General features: G+C 44.1%; 19 protein-coding genes. 8 read left to right on the plus strand and 11 right to left on the minus strand.

Annotated features, from left to right (window positions below; all coding sequences use genetic code 11):
* Positions 1-68 precede the first annotated feature (68 nt).
* From OCU35_RS07690 to OCU35_RS07705, 4 genes are all read left to right on the plus strand, one after another.
* Complete coding sequence (locus OCU35_RS07690) at positions 69-575, plus strand: RNA methyltransferase (RefSeq protein ID WP_017030799.1); 507 nt, start codon at positions 69-71, stop codon at positions 573-575.
* 435 nt (positions 576-1,010) lie between these two features.
* Complete coding sequence (locus tag OCU35_RS07695) at positions 1,011-2,156, plus strand: ribosomal protein uL16 3-hydroxylase (protein WP_261825111.1); 1,146 nt, start codon at positions 1,011-1,013, stop codon at positions 2,154-2,156.
* Positions 2,157-2,354: 198 nt separating this feature from the next.
* Positions 2,355-2,645: a putative quinol monooxygenase gene (locus OCU35_RS07700; RefSeq protein WP_017030284.1), complete on the plus strand. Its 291-nt coding sequence runs from the start codon at positions 2,355-2,357 to the stop codon at positions 2,643-2,645.
* A 134-nt stretch (positions 2,646-2,779) separates the two neighbouring features.
* On the plus strand, positions 2,780-3,190 hold the full coding sequence (locus tag OCU35_RS07705; protein ID WP_261825112.1) for a GNAT family N-acetyltransferase: 411 nt from the start codon (positions 2,780-2,782) through the stop codon (positions 3,188-3,190).
* Here the strand turns inward: OCU35_RS07705 and OCU35_RS07710 are convergent.
* From OCU35_RS07710 to OCU35_RS07720, 3 genes are all read right to left on the minus strand, one after another.
* Entirely contained in the window at positions 3,187-3,591 is a 405-nt protein-coding gene (locus OCU35_RS07710; RefSeq protein ID WP_102322597.1) for a ribosome recycling factor family protein, read from the minus strand. The two genes, OCU35_RS07705 and OCU35_RS07710, sit on opposite strands and share 4 nt — an antisense overlap.
* Before the next feature lie 46 nt (positions 3,592-3,637).
* Positions 3,638-3,853 carry a TIGR02450 family Trp-rich protein gene (locus tag OCU35_RS07715; protein ID WP_017030287.1) on the minus strand — a complete coding sequence of 72 codons (216 nt, stop codon included), beginning with the start codon at positions 3,851-3,853 and terminating at the stop codon, positions 3,638-3,640.
* A 69-nt stretch (positions 3,854-3,922) separates the two neighbouring features.
* Positions 3,923-4,141, minus strand: coding sequence for a VF530 family protein (locus OCU35_RS07720; RefSeq protein WP_017030288.1), 219 nt, complete (start codon positions 4,139-4,141; stop codon positions 3,923-3,925).
* Positions 4,142-4,290: 149 nt separating this feature from the next.
* Here OCU35_RS07720 and OCU35_RS07725 point away from each other — a divergent pair, with 149 nt between their 5' ends.
* The gene (locus OCU35_RS07725; protein WP_017030804.1) at positions 4,291-4,788 is read left to right on the plus strand and encodes a hypothetical protein; all 498 of its coding nucleotides are present in this window, start codon (positions 4,291-4,293) and stop codon (positions 4,786-4,788) included.
* Positions 4,789-4,850: 62 nt separating this feature from the next.
* Positions 4,851-5,090: an RNA recognition motif domain-containing protein gene (locus tag OCU35_RS07730; RefSeq protein WP_017030290.1), complete on the plus strand. Its 240-nt coding sequence runs from the start codon at positions 4,851-4,853 to the stop codon at positions 5,088-5,090.
* Positions 5,091-5,166: 76 nt separating this feature from the next.
* Here OCU35_RS07730 and OCU35_RS07735 read toward each other — a convergent pair whose 3' ends face one another.
* From OCU35_RS07735 to OCU35_RS07750, 4 genes are all read right to left on the minus strand, one after another.
* Positions 5,167-5,778: a hypothetical protein gene (locus OCU35_RS07735; RefSeq protein ID WP_261825113.1), complete on the minus strand. Its 612-nt coding sequence runs from the start codon at positions 5,776-5,778 to the stop codon at positions 5,167-5,169.
* Between the two features lie 193 nt (positions 5,779-5,971).
* Entirely contained in the window at positions 5,972-7,111 is a 1,140-nt protein-coding gene (norW, locus tag OCU35_RS07740; RefSeq protein WP_261825114.1) for an NADH:flavorubredoxin reductase NorW, read from the minus strand.
* Positions 7,111-8,586 carry an anaerobic nitric oxide reductase flavorubredoxin gene (gene norV, locus OCU35_RS07745; protein WP_261825115.1) on the minus strand — a complete coding sequence of 492 codons (1,476 nt, stop codon included), beginning with the start codon at positions 8,584-8,586 and terminating at the stop codon, positions 7,111-7,113. Before norV ends, norW begins: the two co-directional genes overlap by 1 nt.
* Before the next feature lie 265 nt (positions 8,587-8,851).
* Entirely contained in the window at positions 8,852-9,622 is a 771-nt protein-coding gene (locus OCU35_RS07750) for a ferredoxin--NADP reductase (protein ID WP_102359854.1), read from the minus strand.
* Between the two features lie 204 nt (positions 9,623-9,826).
* On the opposite strand from OCU35_RS07750, the gene norR reads away from it, so the two are divergent.
* Positions 9,827-11,377, plus strand: a complete 1,551-nt coding sequence (gene norR / locus OCU35_RS07755) for a nitric oxide reductase transcriptional regulator NorR (RefSeq protein WP_065209754.1) — start codon at positions 9,827-9,829, stop codon at positions 11,375-11,377.
* A 203-nt stretch (positions 11,378-11,580) separates the two neighbouring features.
* Here norR and OCU35_RS07760 read toward each other — a convergent pair whose 3' ends face one another.
* Positions 11,581-12,990, minus strand: a complete 1,410-nt coding sequence (locus OCU35_RS07760; RefSeq protein ID WP_102359852.1) for an anaerobic C4-dicarboxylate transporter — start codon at positions 12,988-12,990, stop codon at positions 11,581-11,583.
* Positions 12,991-13,246: 256 nt separating this feature from the next.
* Between OCU35_RS07760 and OCU35_RS07765 the strand changes: the two genes are divergently transcribed.
* Positions 13,247-13,465, plus strand: a complete 219-nt coding sequence (locus tag OCU35_RS07765) for a hypothetical protein (protein ID WP_065209752.1) — start codon at positions 13,247-13,249, stop codon at positions 13,463-13,465.
* Between the two features lie 57 nt (positions 13,466-13,522).
* On the opposite strand, the gene OCU35_RS07770 is transcribed toward OCU35_RS07765, so the two are convergent.
* The 3 genes from OCU35_RS07770 to OCU35_RS07780 all read right to left on the minus strand — a co-directional run bounded on the left by OCU35_RS07770 (position 13,523) and on the right by OCU35_RS07780 (position 16,416).
* Positions 13,523-14,089 carry a DNA-3-methyladenine glycosylase I gene (locus tag OCU35_RS07770; RefSeq protein ID WP_102359961.1) on the minus strand — a complete coding sequence of 189 codons (567 nt, stop codon included), beginning with the start codon at positions 14,087-14,089 and terminating at the stop codon, positions 13,523-13,525.
* Between the two features lie 111 nt (positions 14,090-14,200).
* A complete protein-coding gene (traF, locus tag OCU35_RS07775) occupies positions 14,201-15,355 on the minus strand; it encodes a conjugal transfer protein TraF (protein WP_261825116.1) in 1,155 nt (384 codons plus the stop codon).
* A 128-nt stretch (positions 15,356-15,483) separates the two neighbouring features.
* Positions 15,484-16,416 (minus strand): hypothetical protein, encoded by a 933-nt coding sequence (locus tag OCU35_RS07780; protein ID WP_261825117.1) that lies wholly within the window; start codon positions 16,414-16,416, stop codon positions 15,484-15,486.
* Positions 16,417-16,615 lie beyond the last annotated feature (199 nt).

The following is a 16,615-nucleotide window of genomic DNA, read 5'->3' on the forward strand; positions in this document are numbered from 1 at the left end:
TATATACTGCCCGCAGTAAGAAGCAGGTTCGGCCATTTTTGGCGAACATTCAGTAGCGCGGAGCAACAATGTCTAAAAATTCTATTTCCATGATTGGCCTATGTAACCCTAAAAGCCCAACCAATGTCGGCGCAGTTATGCGCGCAGCTGGGTGTTACCAAGCAAGTGAGGTTCGCTTTACCGGAACGCGCTTTGCTCAAGCGGCCAAGTACCATACCGACACCAAGGATATGACAGGGAAAATAGACCTAAAACAGATGGAATCCCTTACCGATGAACTCGACCAAGACACAAAAATTGTTTGTGTTGAGCTTGCCGAAGGTGCAACGCCACTGCCTCAATTTCAACACCCTGAGAAAGCGATATACATATTTGGACCTGAAGATAGCTCCATCCCTCAGCAGGTGGTTGACAAGGCAGATGCAGTTGTTTACGTGCCAACTATTGGCTGCATGAACCTGGCTGCAACGGTCAACGTGCTTCTGTATGACCGTCTCGCTAAGTCAAATCAAGAGATTGACCATGCTGAGCGCGTACTCCAGAGTCGTGATGTGAATAATCGCCTCAAGGTTTAGGTCTGTTTGTTGAATTAGATGCCCGATAACACACTTGGGCATGGCCAGAACACCGTCATTCCCGAAGTCTTTTATCGGGAATCTGTTGGTGAAGAGATCCCCGATAAGAGCGCTCGGGGATGACCAAAACACCGTCATTCCCGAAGTCTTTTATCGGGAATCTGTGGGTGCAGAGGTCCCCGATAAGAGCATTCGGGGATGACCAGAATACCGTCATTCCCGAAGTGTTTTATCGGGAATCTGCTGGTGATGAGATCCCCGATAGGAGCGCTCGGGGATGACGGAGTAAAGAATATACTCGCTACTTTTACGCGACTCTCAACACTGTACACACGTCATTCCCGAGGTGTTTTATCGGGAATCTAAAGACAAGCAAACCATCAAATTTATACCCATAGCCAGACACAAGTGTGGCTTGCATTATCAAGGTTTAACATGTATCAATTAACGATTTCACTGGAACAGTTTTTGGCTGAATTCTGGCAAAAGAAACCCACTATCATTAAGGGTGGCTTTGCTAACTTCCAAGACCCTATCTCCGCGGAAGAGCTAGCGGGACTGACCATGGAAGAAGAAGTCGACTCGCGTTTTGTTTCTAATAAAGATGGTGAGTGGATTGCAGAGCATGGTCCTTTTAACGAAGATAAATATGCCTCGCTAGAAGAGACAAACTGGTCAATCATTGTTCAGGCTGCAAACCACTGGCATCAAGGTGCCGCGGAGCTTGTTGAACCATTTAAAGCCATGCCACAGTGGTTGTTCGATGATTTAATGATCAGCTACTCAGTCAAGGATGGCGGTGTGGGTCCGCACATTGACCAGTATGATGTATTTATTGTGCAAGGCAGTGGCAAACGCCATTGGCGTGTTGGTGCAAAGGATGAAGGCCAATATGTCGAAACCAATCAACACAGTGCTTTACGTCAAATCGAAGGCTTTGAAGGCATCATTGACCAAGTTCTTGAGCCAGGCGACATCTTATACATCCCACCAGGGTTTCCACATGACGGGTTTGCACTTGAACCGTCAATGAGCTTTTCTATCGGCTTTCGTTCCCCAAAAGAACAAGAGCTAATCAGCAATTTCGCAGACTACATCTTAGCTAACGATGTTGGCGATGTGCACCTACACAAGCCAGAGATGAAGACGCAGGATAACTTTGGTCAGATTAGCACTAGCGACCTAAATTCCTTAACGGAGATGCTATTAGCATCAATGGAAGATGAGCACCGCGTGAATGACTTTATGGGTTGTTTGCTAAGTCAGTCGCGTCATCAGTTAAATATCATTACCCCTGAACCTTTGTGGGAAAGTGAAGAAGTGGCAAACCACCTCCTATCTGGCGGCAGCATTGAAAAAGTAGCGGGCTTACGCGCTCTGTATCATGAGCAGGATGAAAGCATTGCCTATATTAACGGAGAAGTAATCAAAGTCTCCGAGGAAGACAGCTCAATCATCAAGCTACTTTGCGGACAACAGCAACTTACTGTTGATGACTTCCCTAGTGGCATTGCGGCGGCGAACGTATCGCTACTGTGCGACTTAATCAACAAGGGTTATTGGTATATCGATACCGAATAACCACAGCGATTAACAGAATCTGTTAACAGTGACTTTATGGCTCCTTAGTGGAGCCATTTTTTTACTCGGTAAATCAATTCTCACCATTATTATCAATTTATATTTGATAATAATTCAAATATATACCCGTTCACATAATGGTGATTGCCAACTATCATTCTCCCCGTCAACACAAACACATTCCAAGGGGAACATCACATGACTAAGCTAACTATCGTTGCAAACATCATTGCTAAAGAAGACAAAATTGAATTGGTAAAAGCTGAGTTGCTTAAACTTATCGATGTGACTCGTGCAGAAGAGGGTTGTATCAACTACGACCTGCATCAAGATAACGAAAACCCTGCTCACTTCATGTTCTATGAAAACTGGGTCTCTCGCGAACTATGGCAAACTCACATGAGTAACCAGCACCTAGCTGACTATATGGCAGCAACCGACGGCGCAGTGGACCAATTTATTCTAAATGAGATGACGCAGATCGCTTAGCTCTAAGGTTCAATACCTACCCATTTTTAAATCCCAATAACTATGTAGTTGTTGGGATTTTTGTCATCATACGTATCGATTTCAGAATAGACCTTTGATAGATTCACACTAGGTCAACTCACCAATATAAAACGATGCAGATCCGTTTGATTACCTCAGAAGCAACCCTACCCGTACGTCACCGCGTGCTTTGGCCCTCAAAGCCCATCGAATTTTGCCAAGTCAAAGAAGATGATTCCGGACTCCATTTTGGCGTTTTTGAAGATGATAGCTTGCTTTGTGTGGCTTCCGTTTTCATAACGGGCGCTGAGGCGAGACTAAGAAAGTTTGCGACCCTGCACGAACATCAAGGAAGAGGCATGGGTACTCAGATGATCGAGCACATCATTGAATATCTAAAGCAACAGGGAGTGACCTATTTTTGGTGTGATGCCAGAGAGTCAGCACAAAAGTTTTATGCTCGTTTCAACATGCAAACACACGGTGAGCGTTTTTATAAAAGCAGTGAGCCGTACTTTAAGATGTCTGTAGAACTAGAAAGTTAACCCAACGATTCAAACTCATCCACTTCGAATCTTGCTCTTCTCGCCTCAGCAACAGAGCAGTGCGTCATTTCCATCAACTCGGACAAGGTCATGTTTGGATTTTCGGTCAATAAACGCTTCAAGCGGTCTGTGGGGGATTCCAGTTTATCTTGATGAAGCTGTAGAGCGAGATTCAGTTTTTTGATAATAAAAAGCACACTATCGGGCTGCTGCGAAAGCTCCGAGCAGAGCGCTTGAATATTTATGGCATCACCGGACACTTGCCAATGCCGACTGCGGCGTACCCTCTTTAGCTCACACTCATGTTTAAGCGCGAGCTGCTTTACCGATTGTACGGTTTCTCCACCGACCCTATGAATTAAAGAAGGTAATGCAACGGTGATGCTTTGGTCTATGTTCATATCATGAAGTTACAACGTAACTAAAATAGCAATTAATGCTCACTCACTACTTCCATCCATGTAACCACTCTTTTGGATCTTTCAATACCATCCAATCAATAGAGCGGGCTCGTTTAGTGACTATAGGTTCTATAATGCAGACCTCGACCATCCCCTCTTCATCGAGTTCTACTTCTGTCACAATAAAGTGCTTCTCTTTATTTTGACAGTTTACCGCCGTCCATTTACTTCGTAGCAACTTTTTGGGGTTAATTTGATTCATTGTTTTATCTCGTTCTAGACACTTTGCTTTGTACGAGAACAATCATCAATTTGTGCTAACTTACTTAGCTTAACTGAAGGTGCTGATATAAAGCGCTTCGACTTTATCTCTTGCCCACTGGGTTTTTCTTAAGAACTTCAATGATGATTTAATAGAAGGGTCATTGCTAAAACAGTTCACCCTAACTTCAGCATACAGACCGCTCCAACCATAATGCTCTACCAGACGCGTTAAGATCTTCTCTAAAGAGAGACCGTGTAAAGGGTTATTCGGTTGTTGTTGGGTCATAGCTTACTTCTACTTATGAATTGACAAAAATTGTGCTCAATGTGACTCTAAATCAAAGATGATGCAAACAAATTCACGCATTATTTGGTTTTTATGGCCAAATCACAGCACTGACCATTCTACTTACTCTATTTGTGCAAATAAAGAACATGAGACTCCTAGCAGATAAGACCGGCGAGCAATTTTTAGAAATTCTAGACCAACAAGGCGATGCACTGACCGTACAGTTCATCACAAATGAAGGCATTCGTAAGGGCAAACCTTTTAAAGACACACTGACGGGCTTGTACCTTACCGGTTGGACTCATCGTTCTACCTCAACCGCCATAGGTTTAGAGAGGTTTAAGCAAGGTATCTTGCAAGATGCCACCGTTAGCTTTGCTTTGCATCAGCTCTATCCCCTTGGTCGCAAGGTGAAACTCCCTTCAGGTGAAGTTGTCACCATCGCCAGTTATGCCAATACGCACCCTGATGGCTACTATATGTATGTGCGTATCGATGAAGAATTGCACCGCTATAGAATCACGCCTGACTGGGAATTACTCCCCTCTGAAACCTTGCTGGCGCTTCCCTACTACCCTGCTCCTCTAACAAAAGAAGAGAAACAAACCATTGATGACTACGACACATGGGCCGGTGGATTTTAATGCTTGGTATTGGAAGCCTAAACTGAGACAATTAGCCTCGAATTTATCTATCAAGGTCAAAGATGAAACTTTTAGTTCGCAACCTTTCACGCAAAATGACTGAACATGAGATTCGTGTTCTTTTCTCTGAGCACGGTGACGTTACGGTATGTAACCTAGTGCTAGACCAAGAGACAGGCCTTTCTAAGGGCTTTGCTTTTGTTGAAATGCCAAACACAAGTGAAGCGAAAGCTGCCCTATCAGCATTAGATCACGCTGAAGTGAAACAAAGTAAGATACGAGTAAAACTCGCTAAGAACTAGCAGTCACCTCGCAGTTGCTAAGAAGCCAGCTATTAATGAGCTGGCTTCATTGTTTCTATCAAGCTATTTGGTAGCGTTAGTAATGTGCTGTCGACTTAGGCTCTGACAGTGCCAACACCATCGAACTGCCTAATAACACTACCTTCAACCCCAATACTGCACTTACCGCAAACACCCCGTGTACTGATAACCCACCTAACAACATCGCTACGCAAATCAGTGTCACCAACAGATCCGCGCCCGGCAAAGCCATTCCTTTTAGATTACCTGAACGAAGTGCAAGCAACATAGTCGTGCTTTCATCTAGCAAGAAATACTCAATAGCGGTAGCCGCGGCCAAGAAAAGTGCGACCTCAGGATAAAGAGTCAGAGAGTAAGAAGCTAAGAACAGAGAAAAAATAAGAGTCGCATGACGCTTGAACCCAACTGCGCTGGCAATCTGCTGAATTGAAATTCCACTCAAAGAAAGAATCACTGCTAGCACTGTAGCTAAACCCGATAGCGCTACCGATAACAACTGGCTGAACAATGCCTGAGTCATTAACGGGCATGCCATGGTGAAGAAGCCAACCAGTACTGCACCGCCTCCAACCGTCACTTGAACTCGCACATCAGAGGTAAAATCCAGTTGAGTATAAGTCGTACGTTCTGATTTTGTGGTTTGATGATTCATCGTATGAGCAGTCATGAGTAAATCCTTTTTTAGCAGCGCTAACATTGCGCTGTTAGATTGATGGATTAATAGTACTCAATGAACTTCACGCTGCCTGCTCGTACAATTACTAGCCCAATTAGCTGAATTTACTAACTCGCTTTTACGCGATTACTAGTAACTGAAACGCCTGCATAACCTACATGCAGGCGCTTTGATTTCCTAAACCTTAGGCGGACAACTCCCTTAGTAGAGGAAAGGCTTGTTTAGTTTTGTCCTGTGTTGCAACGAAACCAATCATCGCCTCTTGATCGTTGTAGGCCTTAGCGACTATCCCATTGGCTTGAATGTCTAAATTCCAACGGCTAACGTGATTATCAGAAGTAACGCCTGCGATCTGAATTGGATACTTGGGTGTTTTGACCTTTATCATCATGTTGGGCAGCACAACAGATGTAGGCTCTCCCAATAAGGTCTTAGCCAAGGCCGAAGCGCTCACGACAGTGGGTTGAAGATAAGCTCTCACTTGCCCACCAAACTCGGCACAATCACCTAAGGCATAGATGTTTTTCTCTGACGTCTGCATCAATTCATCAACACATATGCCGCGATTGGTAGCAAGGCCAGTCTGCTTTGCTAAGGCAATGCTAGGTGATAGCCCCGCGCAAACCAACACCTCATCCACACTCAATTGCTGACCATTGCCAAGCATTGCATGATAGCCGTTTGCAGATTGACTGACCTTTATTACCGTTTCACTAGAGCGGGCATCAATGTCCAGCTTTCGCATAGATTGCTCTAGTTTCAGTGCGACTAACTCAGGCAACTGATTTGCCATAAGGCGCTCTCCTGCCTCAACGAGTGTCACCTGCTTGTTAGCTAATGCAAGATCCATACTGATCTCTACACCAATCAAACCACCACCAATGACCAATATCGAGTTTGCCTTAGTAAGACGCTCACTGAATGTATCGAACTCTTGGAGACTGTTGAGAGTAATGGGCTCGCTCTCTTTCAAACCCTCTATAGGCGGCATGAAAGGCGTAGCACCCGTTGCCAAAACAAGGTTCGAATAGTCAAAGCGCTTGCCGTTGGCAAACACCGCGTTCTGCTCTGAACTGATTTCTTCTACCCAATGCTCTGCACACAGCTCGATATTGTGCTCGCAAGCAAATACGTCTGAGGCAGTAGATATCAGCTGTTGTGAGGTTTGCTGCCTTGAGACTACATGACTGAGATCGGGCTTATTGTAATCATGGCCTTTGTCAGCGGTAATGATGCGAATGGGTAACTGCTGGTCCAGTCTGCGTAAGCTCTTGACCAGTTGGTAGGCGGCAAAGCCGCTACCAATAATGGTGACTGGGTTCATTACGCTACCTCACAGCGTGTATGTACTGCGAAGACATCTTTACCCAAGTTACATTCTGGACACAGGAAGTAATCTGGAACGTCATTCCACACAGTGCCTGGTTCAACGCCTTGATTCGGTTCGCCTATTTCAGGGTCGTATACCCAATTACACACTGTACAGGTCATGCATTCACAGCCCTTACCGTGAGTTTGTGACTTTTGCGGCTCTGCAACTGCAACCGACAGTACCGGAGCCTGCTCAGCTTCGACTATTTGCATCGGTTGTACATTCAATTCATGCAGTGCCCATTGCTTGGCTATCTGCTGGCCGTGAGCTCGGCAAATTCTCATCGCCTTGCCATCAGGACGCCATTTTGTTTTTAAGCCGGCAACCGTTTCAAAACCAGCATCGGTTAAGCGAGAATGAATTCGGTCAACTGCGCCGCCATTCCAGCCGTAGCTGCCAAAGGCACCGGCTTTTTTCTGTTTAAAGCGAAGGCCTGTGATTTCCTCTAGCATGCCTGCCACTTTAGGCATCATGACATTGTTCATAGTAGAAGAGCCTACGAGCACACCTTTAGAGCGGAACACATTCGCAAGGATCTCATTCTTATCCTGACGCGATACATTGAATACTTTAACCGCGACGGCAGGATCAACATCGTGAATACCTTGAGCAATGGCATCTGCCATCATTCGAGTGTTGTTGGACATAGAGTCATAGAAGATAGTGATGCGGTCTTCTTGATAATCGTCAGCCCACTCCAAATACTTCTCAATGATTTGCGCTGGGTTGTCGCGCCATACAATACCGTGAGAAGTCGCAATCATATCGACAGGTAAGTTGAAGCTCAGAACCTCTTTGATTTTTGCCGTTACCAGGTTGCTAAATGGTGTCAGAATATTTGAGTAATAACGAAGACACTGATCCATCAGTTCCGTCTGGTCAACCTCGTCGTTAAACAAGTGTTCATCACAATAGTGCTGACCAAAGGCATCATTACTGAACAGCACTGCGTCTCCGGTTAAGTACGTCATCATGCTATCTGGCCAATGGAGCATTGGCGCTTCAACAAACACCAATTGTTTGCCGTTACCGATATCCAAGCTGTCACCAGTTTTAACCGTCTTAAAGTTCCATTCGGGATGGTGGTGGTGGCCAACAATTGAGTCAATGGCAGCTTCAGTGCAATAAATAGGCGTGTTTGGAATACGCTCAAGCAGCGCGGCCAAAGCGCCTGAATGATCTTCTTCGGCGTGGTTTACGACAATGTAATCGATAGTTTTAAGGTCGATTTCCATTTCTAGATTTTGTAAGAACTGGTGGCTAAATCTATGATCCACGGTATCAATAAGCACCGTTTTTTCTTCACGGATAAGGTAGCTGTTGTAGCTTGTACCTTTGGTCATTTTAAATTCAGTACCATGGAAGTCTTGAACTTCCCAGTCGCGTTGTCCTACCCAGTGAATATTGTTTTTTACATGAATCGTCATTGTATTGCCTTTACTGCTTGTGCAAATAAGAATTACCTCTTGCATAGCATTAAGCGTGCCAACTTTTTAACTCATTGTTTTAAAAGGAAGTAGCACAATTGCAATCATTGACGTTGTGAATATGACAACGTCGATTCATAATCAAAAAGACAAATTTGTCATAAAGATAAGGGGAGAAGATGGGCGTCCGTATAATAAAAAACGCAGCATGCTGAATCACCTCAGGATTACTGCGTTCATGGCGTAAGACGTTTGGGAATAACTTTTACCAATAGTTCTCTGAGCTATAATGGCCAGGCTTTCGTCTTAGGTGCTTGTGATAACCCCTTTGCGTCAAAGTCAGCCCGCTCTCGCGCACCATAGCTGGATTGCCACATAGATAAACAAATGTTTTCTCCATATCTAGGCGCACACCAGTGTGAGACTCGAGCACCCTTTTTTCTATCAGTTTCGGCACTCGGCCAGAGAGACTCCCCGGCACCTCTTCTCTAGACACAATAGGAACATATTGAAACCTGTTACCAAACTTTTCCTGAAACGCCTGAATCAAATCGCTATACACGAGATCTTGTTTAAAGCGCACCGCATGCACCAAAATAATATCGGTATAGTGCTCAGGGAAGGCCTCTGATTGCAGAATGGATAGGTAAGGGCCGATACCGGTTCCCGTTCCCATCATCCACAGTTCGGTTGCGTGGTCTGGGATTTCTTCTAAGGTCATAAATCCAGCGCACTGCTCGCCCACCATGACTTCGTCATTTGGATGCAAGGTATGTAAGTTGGGAGACAAAGCGCCATCTGGATCGGAAATGATCAAAAACTCCAACTCACCCGTTGCGTTGTAATCCTCTGGGGAGTTCACTATTGAATAGGCCTTGCGCAGAAAGTTACCCTCAGAGTTGTACAAACCCAACTTAGTAAACTGACCTGCGATAAACGAAATACCCGACACCTTTACTCTTATAGAGAATAAAATGTCTGTCCAATCAACCCTAGAACTCACCAAACCACAAACAAACCCAACGTGTGGAGTCATATCGCTCAACCTCTTTATTTTCCATTACATTTAATCTAGTTCAATTAAATGCAATGGGTATGCCAATAGCAGTATTTTATTATAATTCAGTTCGTTATAGCAGAGTAACCCCTTAATATTATCATTACGACAATGTCATATTTCATGTCTTTATGACAAAGCTTTGTTACACTGACAAAAGTATGATTGGATTGTGAGTAGTTTATGAAGAAGTATAAGGGCGAGTGGATACAGGTAGCTCGGGACATTACCTCTGGGATATCCGAGCAAGACCGCTTTCAACGGCTGCTGACCACTATTCGAAACATGCTTCACTGCGACGCGGCGGCACTCCTGCTATTTCAGCATCAAAACTTCATTCCTCTTGCCATCAATGGCCTTAGTGAAGATGTGCTAGGACGACGCTTTAACATAGAACAACACCCTCGTCTTGAGGCCATCGCCAGAGCGGGAGATATTGTGCGTTTTCCTTCTGACAGCGATCTGCCCGACCCCTATGATGCGCTCATCCCCAACCATGAACAAAAACTAGAGGTTCACTCTTGCATTGGCCTTCCTTTATTTCAAGAAGATCGCCTCATTGGTGCCGTGACTATTGATGCCTTTGATCCAACTCTATTTGATGGTTTTGCCGATGACGATTTTCGGCTGATCAGTGCCCTAGCGGCCAATAGCTTGCATACTGCCTTGTTGGTGGCAAAGCTTGAGAAGAATGTTGGCGTATCCAGCACTTCAAACAATAAGCGCACTAATTACAATCAATTGGATTTTATCGGCCAATCTCAAGGTATCACAGAGCTTAAGTCTCATATTTCAGCTGTCGCCCATACCGAGCTATCCGTATTGATCATGGGGGAGACCGGAGTGGGTAAAGAGCTCGTCGCACACGCAATCTACTCTCAGTCTGACCGAAAAGATAAAGCCTTTGTGTACCTTAACTGCGCTGCCCTGCCCGAGTCAGTCGCAGAGAGTGAGCTTTTTGGGCATATCAAGGGCGCTTTCACCGGCGCTATTAGCGACCGTAAAGGTAAGTTTGAATTGGCCAACCACGGCACACTGTTTCTTGATGAGGTGGGCGAACTTTCACTGGCCCTACAGGCAAAGCTGTTGCGGGCGCTGCAATATGGCGACATACAGCGAGTGGGCGATGACAGTAACATCAAGGTGGATGTTCGCATTATTGCTGCCACAAACAGAGTGATGCACGAAGAGGTTAAAAAGGGGCATTTTCGTTCCGATCTCTACCATAGGCTAAGCGTATTTCCTTTATTTGTTCCACCACTTCGAGAACGAGATAAAGACGTCATTTTATTAGCCGGATTTTTTGCCCAGCAGTGCCAGCATAAGCTAAATGTATCTAGCATCACACTGGATGCAGAAGTGCTCACCTTACTGCAAAACAACCCATGGGAAGGCAATGTACGTGAGCTTGAGCATGCCATAAATCGAGCAAGTGTTATTGCCAAAGCACAAAGCAACGCCCCGCACCTTGTATTAAAACCAAGCCATTTTCAGTTTGCGCATAGCGATATGCCAAATACGAACAAAGCCCCTTCTCTAGAATCACCCAGCACGCAGCAATCTATCGAACAGTGGCAAGACTTGGACTTAAAAGAGGCGACGGAGCAGTTTCAAATGCAGCTTATACAATCGGCTTTCTTAAACAATGACAAAAAACTCAGCGCCACAGCAAAACAGTTGGGACTTAACCCTGGTAATTTACACCGCTTGATGAAGCGCTTGGGGCTGAAATAATGCGCTTCTATTAACCTTGTTGGCTTCTACAGATACAATCTAGGTCGTGATCGTTTACTAGTCCTGTCGCTTGCAGGAATGATTGTTGTGGTATGAGCAGCTAAGGAAATAGACTCAGAAGCCACTGCTTCAGCAGTGGCTTTCTTTTTTACTGACACAGAGCTAAGCGCTCTCGCCGGCAACCAAGTTTTTAATAACAAAAATTATATTGAAGCCACTTCTGGTTGCCTATTCATATGTAGATTAATGGCAGTGATTATAGCGACGATCGCAATGGCCCAGCCCCAAATAGGCAAGATACCTATAGAGATTGAATAACCGATCAAGGTTGCTGACACTACACCAATAAAGCCTGGGATCATAAAGGAGTGGTTGAGCACATACTTTCCGATCTTGGTAGTTCCGGCCCTATCAAACTGAATCGCAGCCAAATCAGATGGATAGAATGGGAAGAAGAAATAGGCGTAACAAGCAGGTAGCGTACCGATCAAGACCTCAGCAGGAATGCCTAGCATAAAACCAAGCGGTAGCATTATGGTCAGTACAGCGGCTTGAGACTTCAAAAAGATTGAAGAAGCAAACATAGCAATCGCGAATGTCCAAGGCTGCGCTCTTACGACATCCTCTACCAAGCTAATAATATAAGGCTTGTTGGCGGCTATGATGGTGTCACTCATCCAAGCGATACCAAAGATGATAATGATGGCGCTCATACCCGCGGTGAATACGTTCGTTTTCACAACTTTCTTTGGATCAACCTTAGTTGCAAGCAGGATAAGTGCACCTACGCTTAGCATCAAGAACTGCAATGCCACTGAGGTTTTCACCCCTTCCGGCAGTAAACCAATATCCTTACCAAACATAGCAATGAAGACTACAGTCGCTATACCGCCCAAGAAGATAGAAAGCCCGATTTTACTCTGCTTGGAAAATTTCTGATTATCCGCCGTTGCCATTTCTTCATTGATCAGCTGCGCTTTGAAATCCTCATTCTTCATCTGCTCTTGGAATTCTGGATCAACGGCGAGTTCTTTACCGCGACGCAATGACCATAGACACCCAATGATAACCCCTGTAAACGTAGCCGGAATGGTTACCATCAAAACGCTAGATAAAGAGATATCTAGGTTATTTGTTGCTGCTGTAGCCATAATCACAGCGGCAGCAGCGGCAATAGGCGAAGCCGTAATACCCATCTGCGAAGCAACCGTTGCCATCGCCATTGGTCGCTCTGGTCGAATATTTTTCTTAATACTTACGTCATAAATAACGGGTAATAGCGGATAAACAGAGTGCCCCGTACCTACCAGAACGGTCAATGTATAGGTGCATAAAGGGCCAAGGAATACAATCTTAGATGGATGTTTCCTTAGCAATCTTTCTGCATAATTAACAAGGAGATTCAGCCCTCCAGTGGCTTCTAGTGTTGCCGACGCCGCAACCACAGCTAATATTATCAGCATGACACTAATGGGAGGGTTGCCCGGAGCTATGCCGAACACAAACGCTAGTATCGATACCCCTAGCCCGCCTAATAAGCCAAACGCAATACCACCAAACCGAATACCTACAAATATTATGCTGAGTAAGAGCAACATATGGACATAGAACATATACAGTTTCCTATATTAATTATTTGTTTTCATATTAAAAACATATAATTAGCGTGAATTGATCCTCAACAATAAAGTAATCAAACACTTCAACAGCTTTTCAATTTTTTGAGATACTTCAACTAAAATTACCAACTACCCATCTAGGGTCTGTTGCTTTTAATTCTGGATCCACCTTTGTAATCTCGCATCTATACTCATAACTTCTGTCTTTCAGGGTAAATGAGGGAGTACAAAGTGATTCATGGAGAGAGGGATGAGCAATAACGATTTTCAGATCCGAACAATGAGCCGAGATGAGATTGATACAGCGGTTGAATGGGCGATGCTAGAAGGCTGGAACCCGGGGCTACATGATGCTGAAAACTACTACACGGCTGACCCCGAAGGCTTCTTGGTGGGCCTTATTAATGATGAGCCACCAAAGAGCTTTGAGGTAAGTAAGGCTGAGGTTATCTTGGCGGCACTGAAATAAGCATACCTTTTCTACCCTGGTGACCACTGACTCAAGACAATAAAAAATGCCGAGCACTCACAGTGAGGCTTTATTCTCCCTACAAACACAATCTAGGTCGTGATCGTTTACTATTCCTGTCGCTTGCAGGAATGCATACAGGGTTGTGCTGCCTAGGAATTTAAAGCCAAGTTTTTTAAGATCTTTGGCAAGGCGATCAGAGAGCTCAGTCGTTGCCACAGGAAAGTCGCCTTTAGCTCTGTTATTTACCGGCTCATTATCAACATAGGACCAGATGAAAGAATCAAAGCTGCCGTACTCAGATTGGATCTGTAAAAACCGTTGAGCATTATTGATTGCCGCTTCAATCTTGGCTCGATTGCGGATAATTGACGCATCTTGCATCAATGCCTCTACTTTGTCCGCATCGAATTTCGAGACAACAACAGGATCAAAATTGGCAAAGGCATTACGATAGCCTTCTCGACGCTTTAGAATGGTGTACCAACTCAGACCAGCTTGGGCTGATTCAAGGATTAAGAACTCAAAAAACACCTTGTCATCATGAACCGGTACACCCCATTCTTTGTCATGATATTCCACATAATCTGGTTTGCTAACATCAAGCCAGTTGCATCGCTTCATCATTATCCCTTTCGGTGCACACCGCACCCTTCTATCTTTACAACGTGATAGTCAGAATAGCAAACCCATCATCAATTGATAGAAAAGTACGGTGTTAAAGTGAAGTAAACGCTAGATGATCATGGTTAGTTGAGCCGAAACCACATAGTTGTCATCATCACCATATTGAGCGGCGAGATCAAAGCCAAACACACCGTAGGGTCTAAACCCGAAACCTGCCGTAACCATATTTTCAGCGTAATCGGTCATGCTATGCATATAACCCGCTCTAAACTGAGCCCACTTCCAAAGATCGACCTCACCACCAACTCGAGTAAACTGCGTTTTATAGCTTTGCTCCTCGAAATAACGAGTCGAGTTCAAATCAATATCGGCTGTTAATGTATACCAATCTTTAGAGTATGCACTACCCAGCTTGTATTCCGGTTCAACCACGTAGGTGGCTGTTTGTCCCATCTGCACGTTAGTTTCTAAACTGTGTGAAAGGATGTTTTTAGCGACAAACGCCACGTTGAGGTGATCAATGACCTCATAACTTGCGCCAATATCTAGGTTAAAGGTTGTTTTCTCTTCAAGATCATCAAAGAAGTCAGCATCATCTAACTCATCTTCGTTAAGTCTTTCTTGGAAATAGGTGGTATAGATTTGTTGGACTTTAGGAGAAAAGCCAACGCTCAAGTTTCTATCGTACACTTCATAGTTTTGAGCAAACGTGAAGCCTATATCTAGCGTACCACCAATTAAACCAGTAACTGTCGATCGCACCTCATCATCAGGGCTGATATTATCAAAATCGTTGTCATCAATATCCATTGTTGCCAATGCCGTTGCGTGGGTAGCCACAAAGAAATTGGTGTTGATGAAGCTGTTTGGAACCGCAAATACCATACCCGCTGAAGCGTTCGCCGTTACATCACCATTAGAGAGATCTCTCAGTGCCGCTTTCCACGCTTCCTGTGCTTCACTGCTGGTTGGATTATCAACCCAGTCATCTTCTGCATCAAAGTAGACATCAAGTTTATCGAGCATACCTTGTCCATCATGAACACCTGCCGTCACCGCGGGCAAAATCATACCAAAGCTATGCTTAGACTCGCCCGATGCAGCTAACGCTGGATTGTAAAAACTCGCACTGACAAAATTAGCGGCAGCAACGCCTGTACCCGCCATAGCAATACCGCGAGCATCACTATGAGCGTATGAATGAAAAGAAGCTAAAGAGAAAGGAATGCTGAATAGAACAACAGCCTTTTTGAACGAATGCATGACATATCCTTGTGATAACACTTAACGACATGCCATTCTAAATATGCATTATTTCATTGAAAGTATAATTAACTCAATGAGTTATAAACTAACACTTGATTACATAAGTCAGTTCAATGCATTATCTATTATCTTCCTGCTACTTCGAGAATTTTGTGTAAACAAGAGTTCATCACAGGGACATCGTCCGCATTGCCCTTGTCCATATTTTCAGTTAAGGCCATAACAGGCTTACTTTTCTTATAGAAACTGAGCTTGCTCAATAGGTTGGAGTCCTCCTGAGAATTTATGTAATCATCTCTCAATGACTTAGTGATTTCATCGTCCATATAAAGCGTGGCTTGAGCGGTGATGGTAGCGTTATCCACGTCACGCTCAACTTCTACCTTAGGAGTTTCAACATCTTTAAATACTAGCTTATTGATGTTATTCAACTGATCATTTGCTGAATCTTGCGTACTATCAAATTGACGAGCCTTTAAAATAACTAACTTTTGTTCAATGGGCGTGTACGTAAATTCCGTACGACCATCAAAGTTATCTGCATTTACTTTAGCGTTTACTTTATATGGAGTTCGATAATAGAACTTGAAATTAGCCGAATCATTACCGTCCTTATCTATACTAGATGTACAAGTGAATGTGGCATCAGAAGTTAGGTATGTTTTGCATAAGTCATACACCTGCTCTTCCGTAAAACCCCCATCTTGAAAGACCTCTATAGTCTTTTGATTATCAGGATCTTCTAACCATGTTGTTTCTTCACTCGTCGGTTGCTTTGATTCTTTTGGGCTATGTACATGGGCCACTGTATCAAATGACTTTTTACTCTCGGCAGAATTATGTGTGATAAGAGTAGGACTAGAAGTTGAGGGTAATGGAGGTGATTTTTGTTTATTCTCATTGGTACTTTGAACGTTAAGCTCGTTAACTGACGGTAGAGACACTTTCGCTTTCTCACCGGTTTGTATTGATTTTTGTACTTCATGACTATCTGAACCACCTTGGCACCCTGTCAATATTACTGATGCGATAACAAGTACTGCTGCCAATTTCTTCATTTTATCCACCTCAATCTATTAGACCCGAAAACGCATATGCATTGCGTCTCATCTTTCAATCAAGGATAGGCTTTACCCGTTTTTAAAACATGACCACTTAGTTGAGCTAGGTTCACCTTTTTCATCCATGAATGACCAATGAAGCCTATAGAGCGACTCACTTTTTCCATACTCTGCGCATAAAAAAAGACTACACAAA

This window comes from Vibrio breoganii (assembly GCF_024346795.1).
Classification (GTDB): domain Bacteria; phylum Pseudomonadota; class Gammaproteobacteria; order Enterobacterales; family Vibrionaceae; genus Vibrio; species Vibrio breoganii.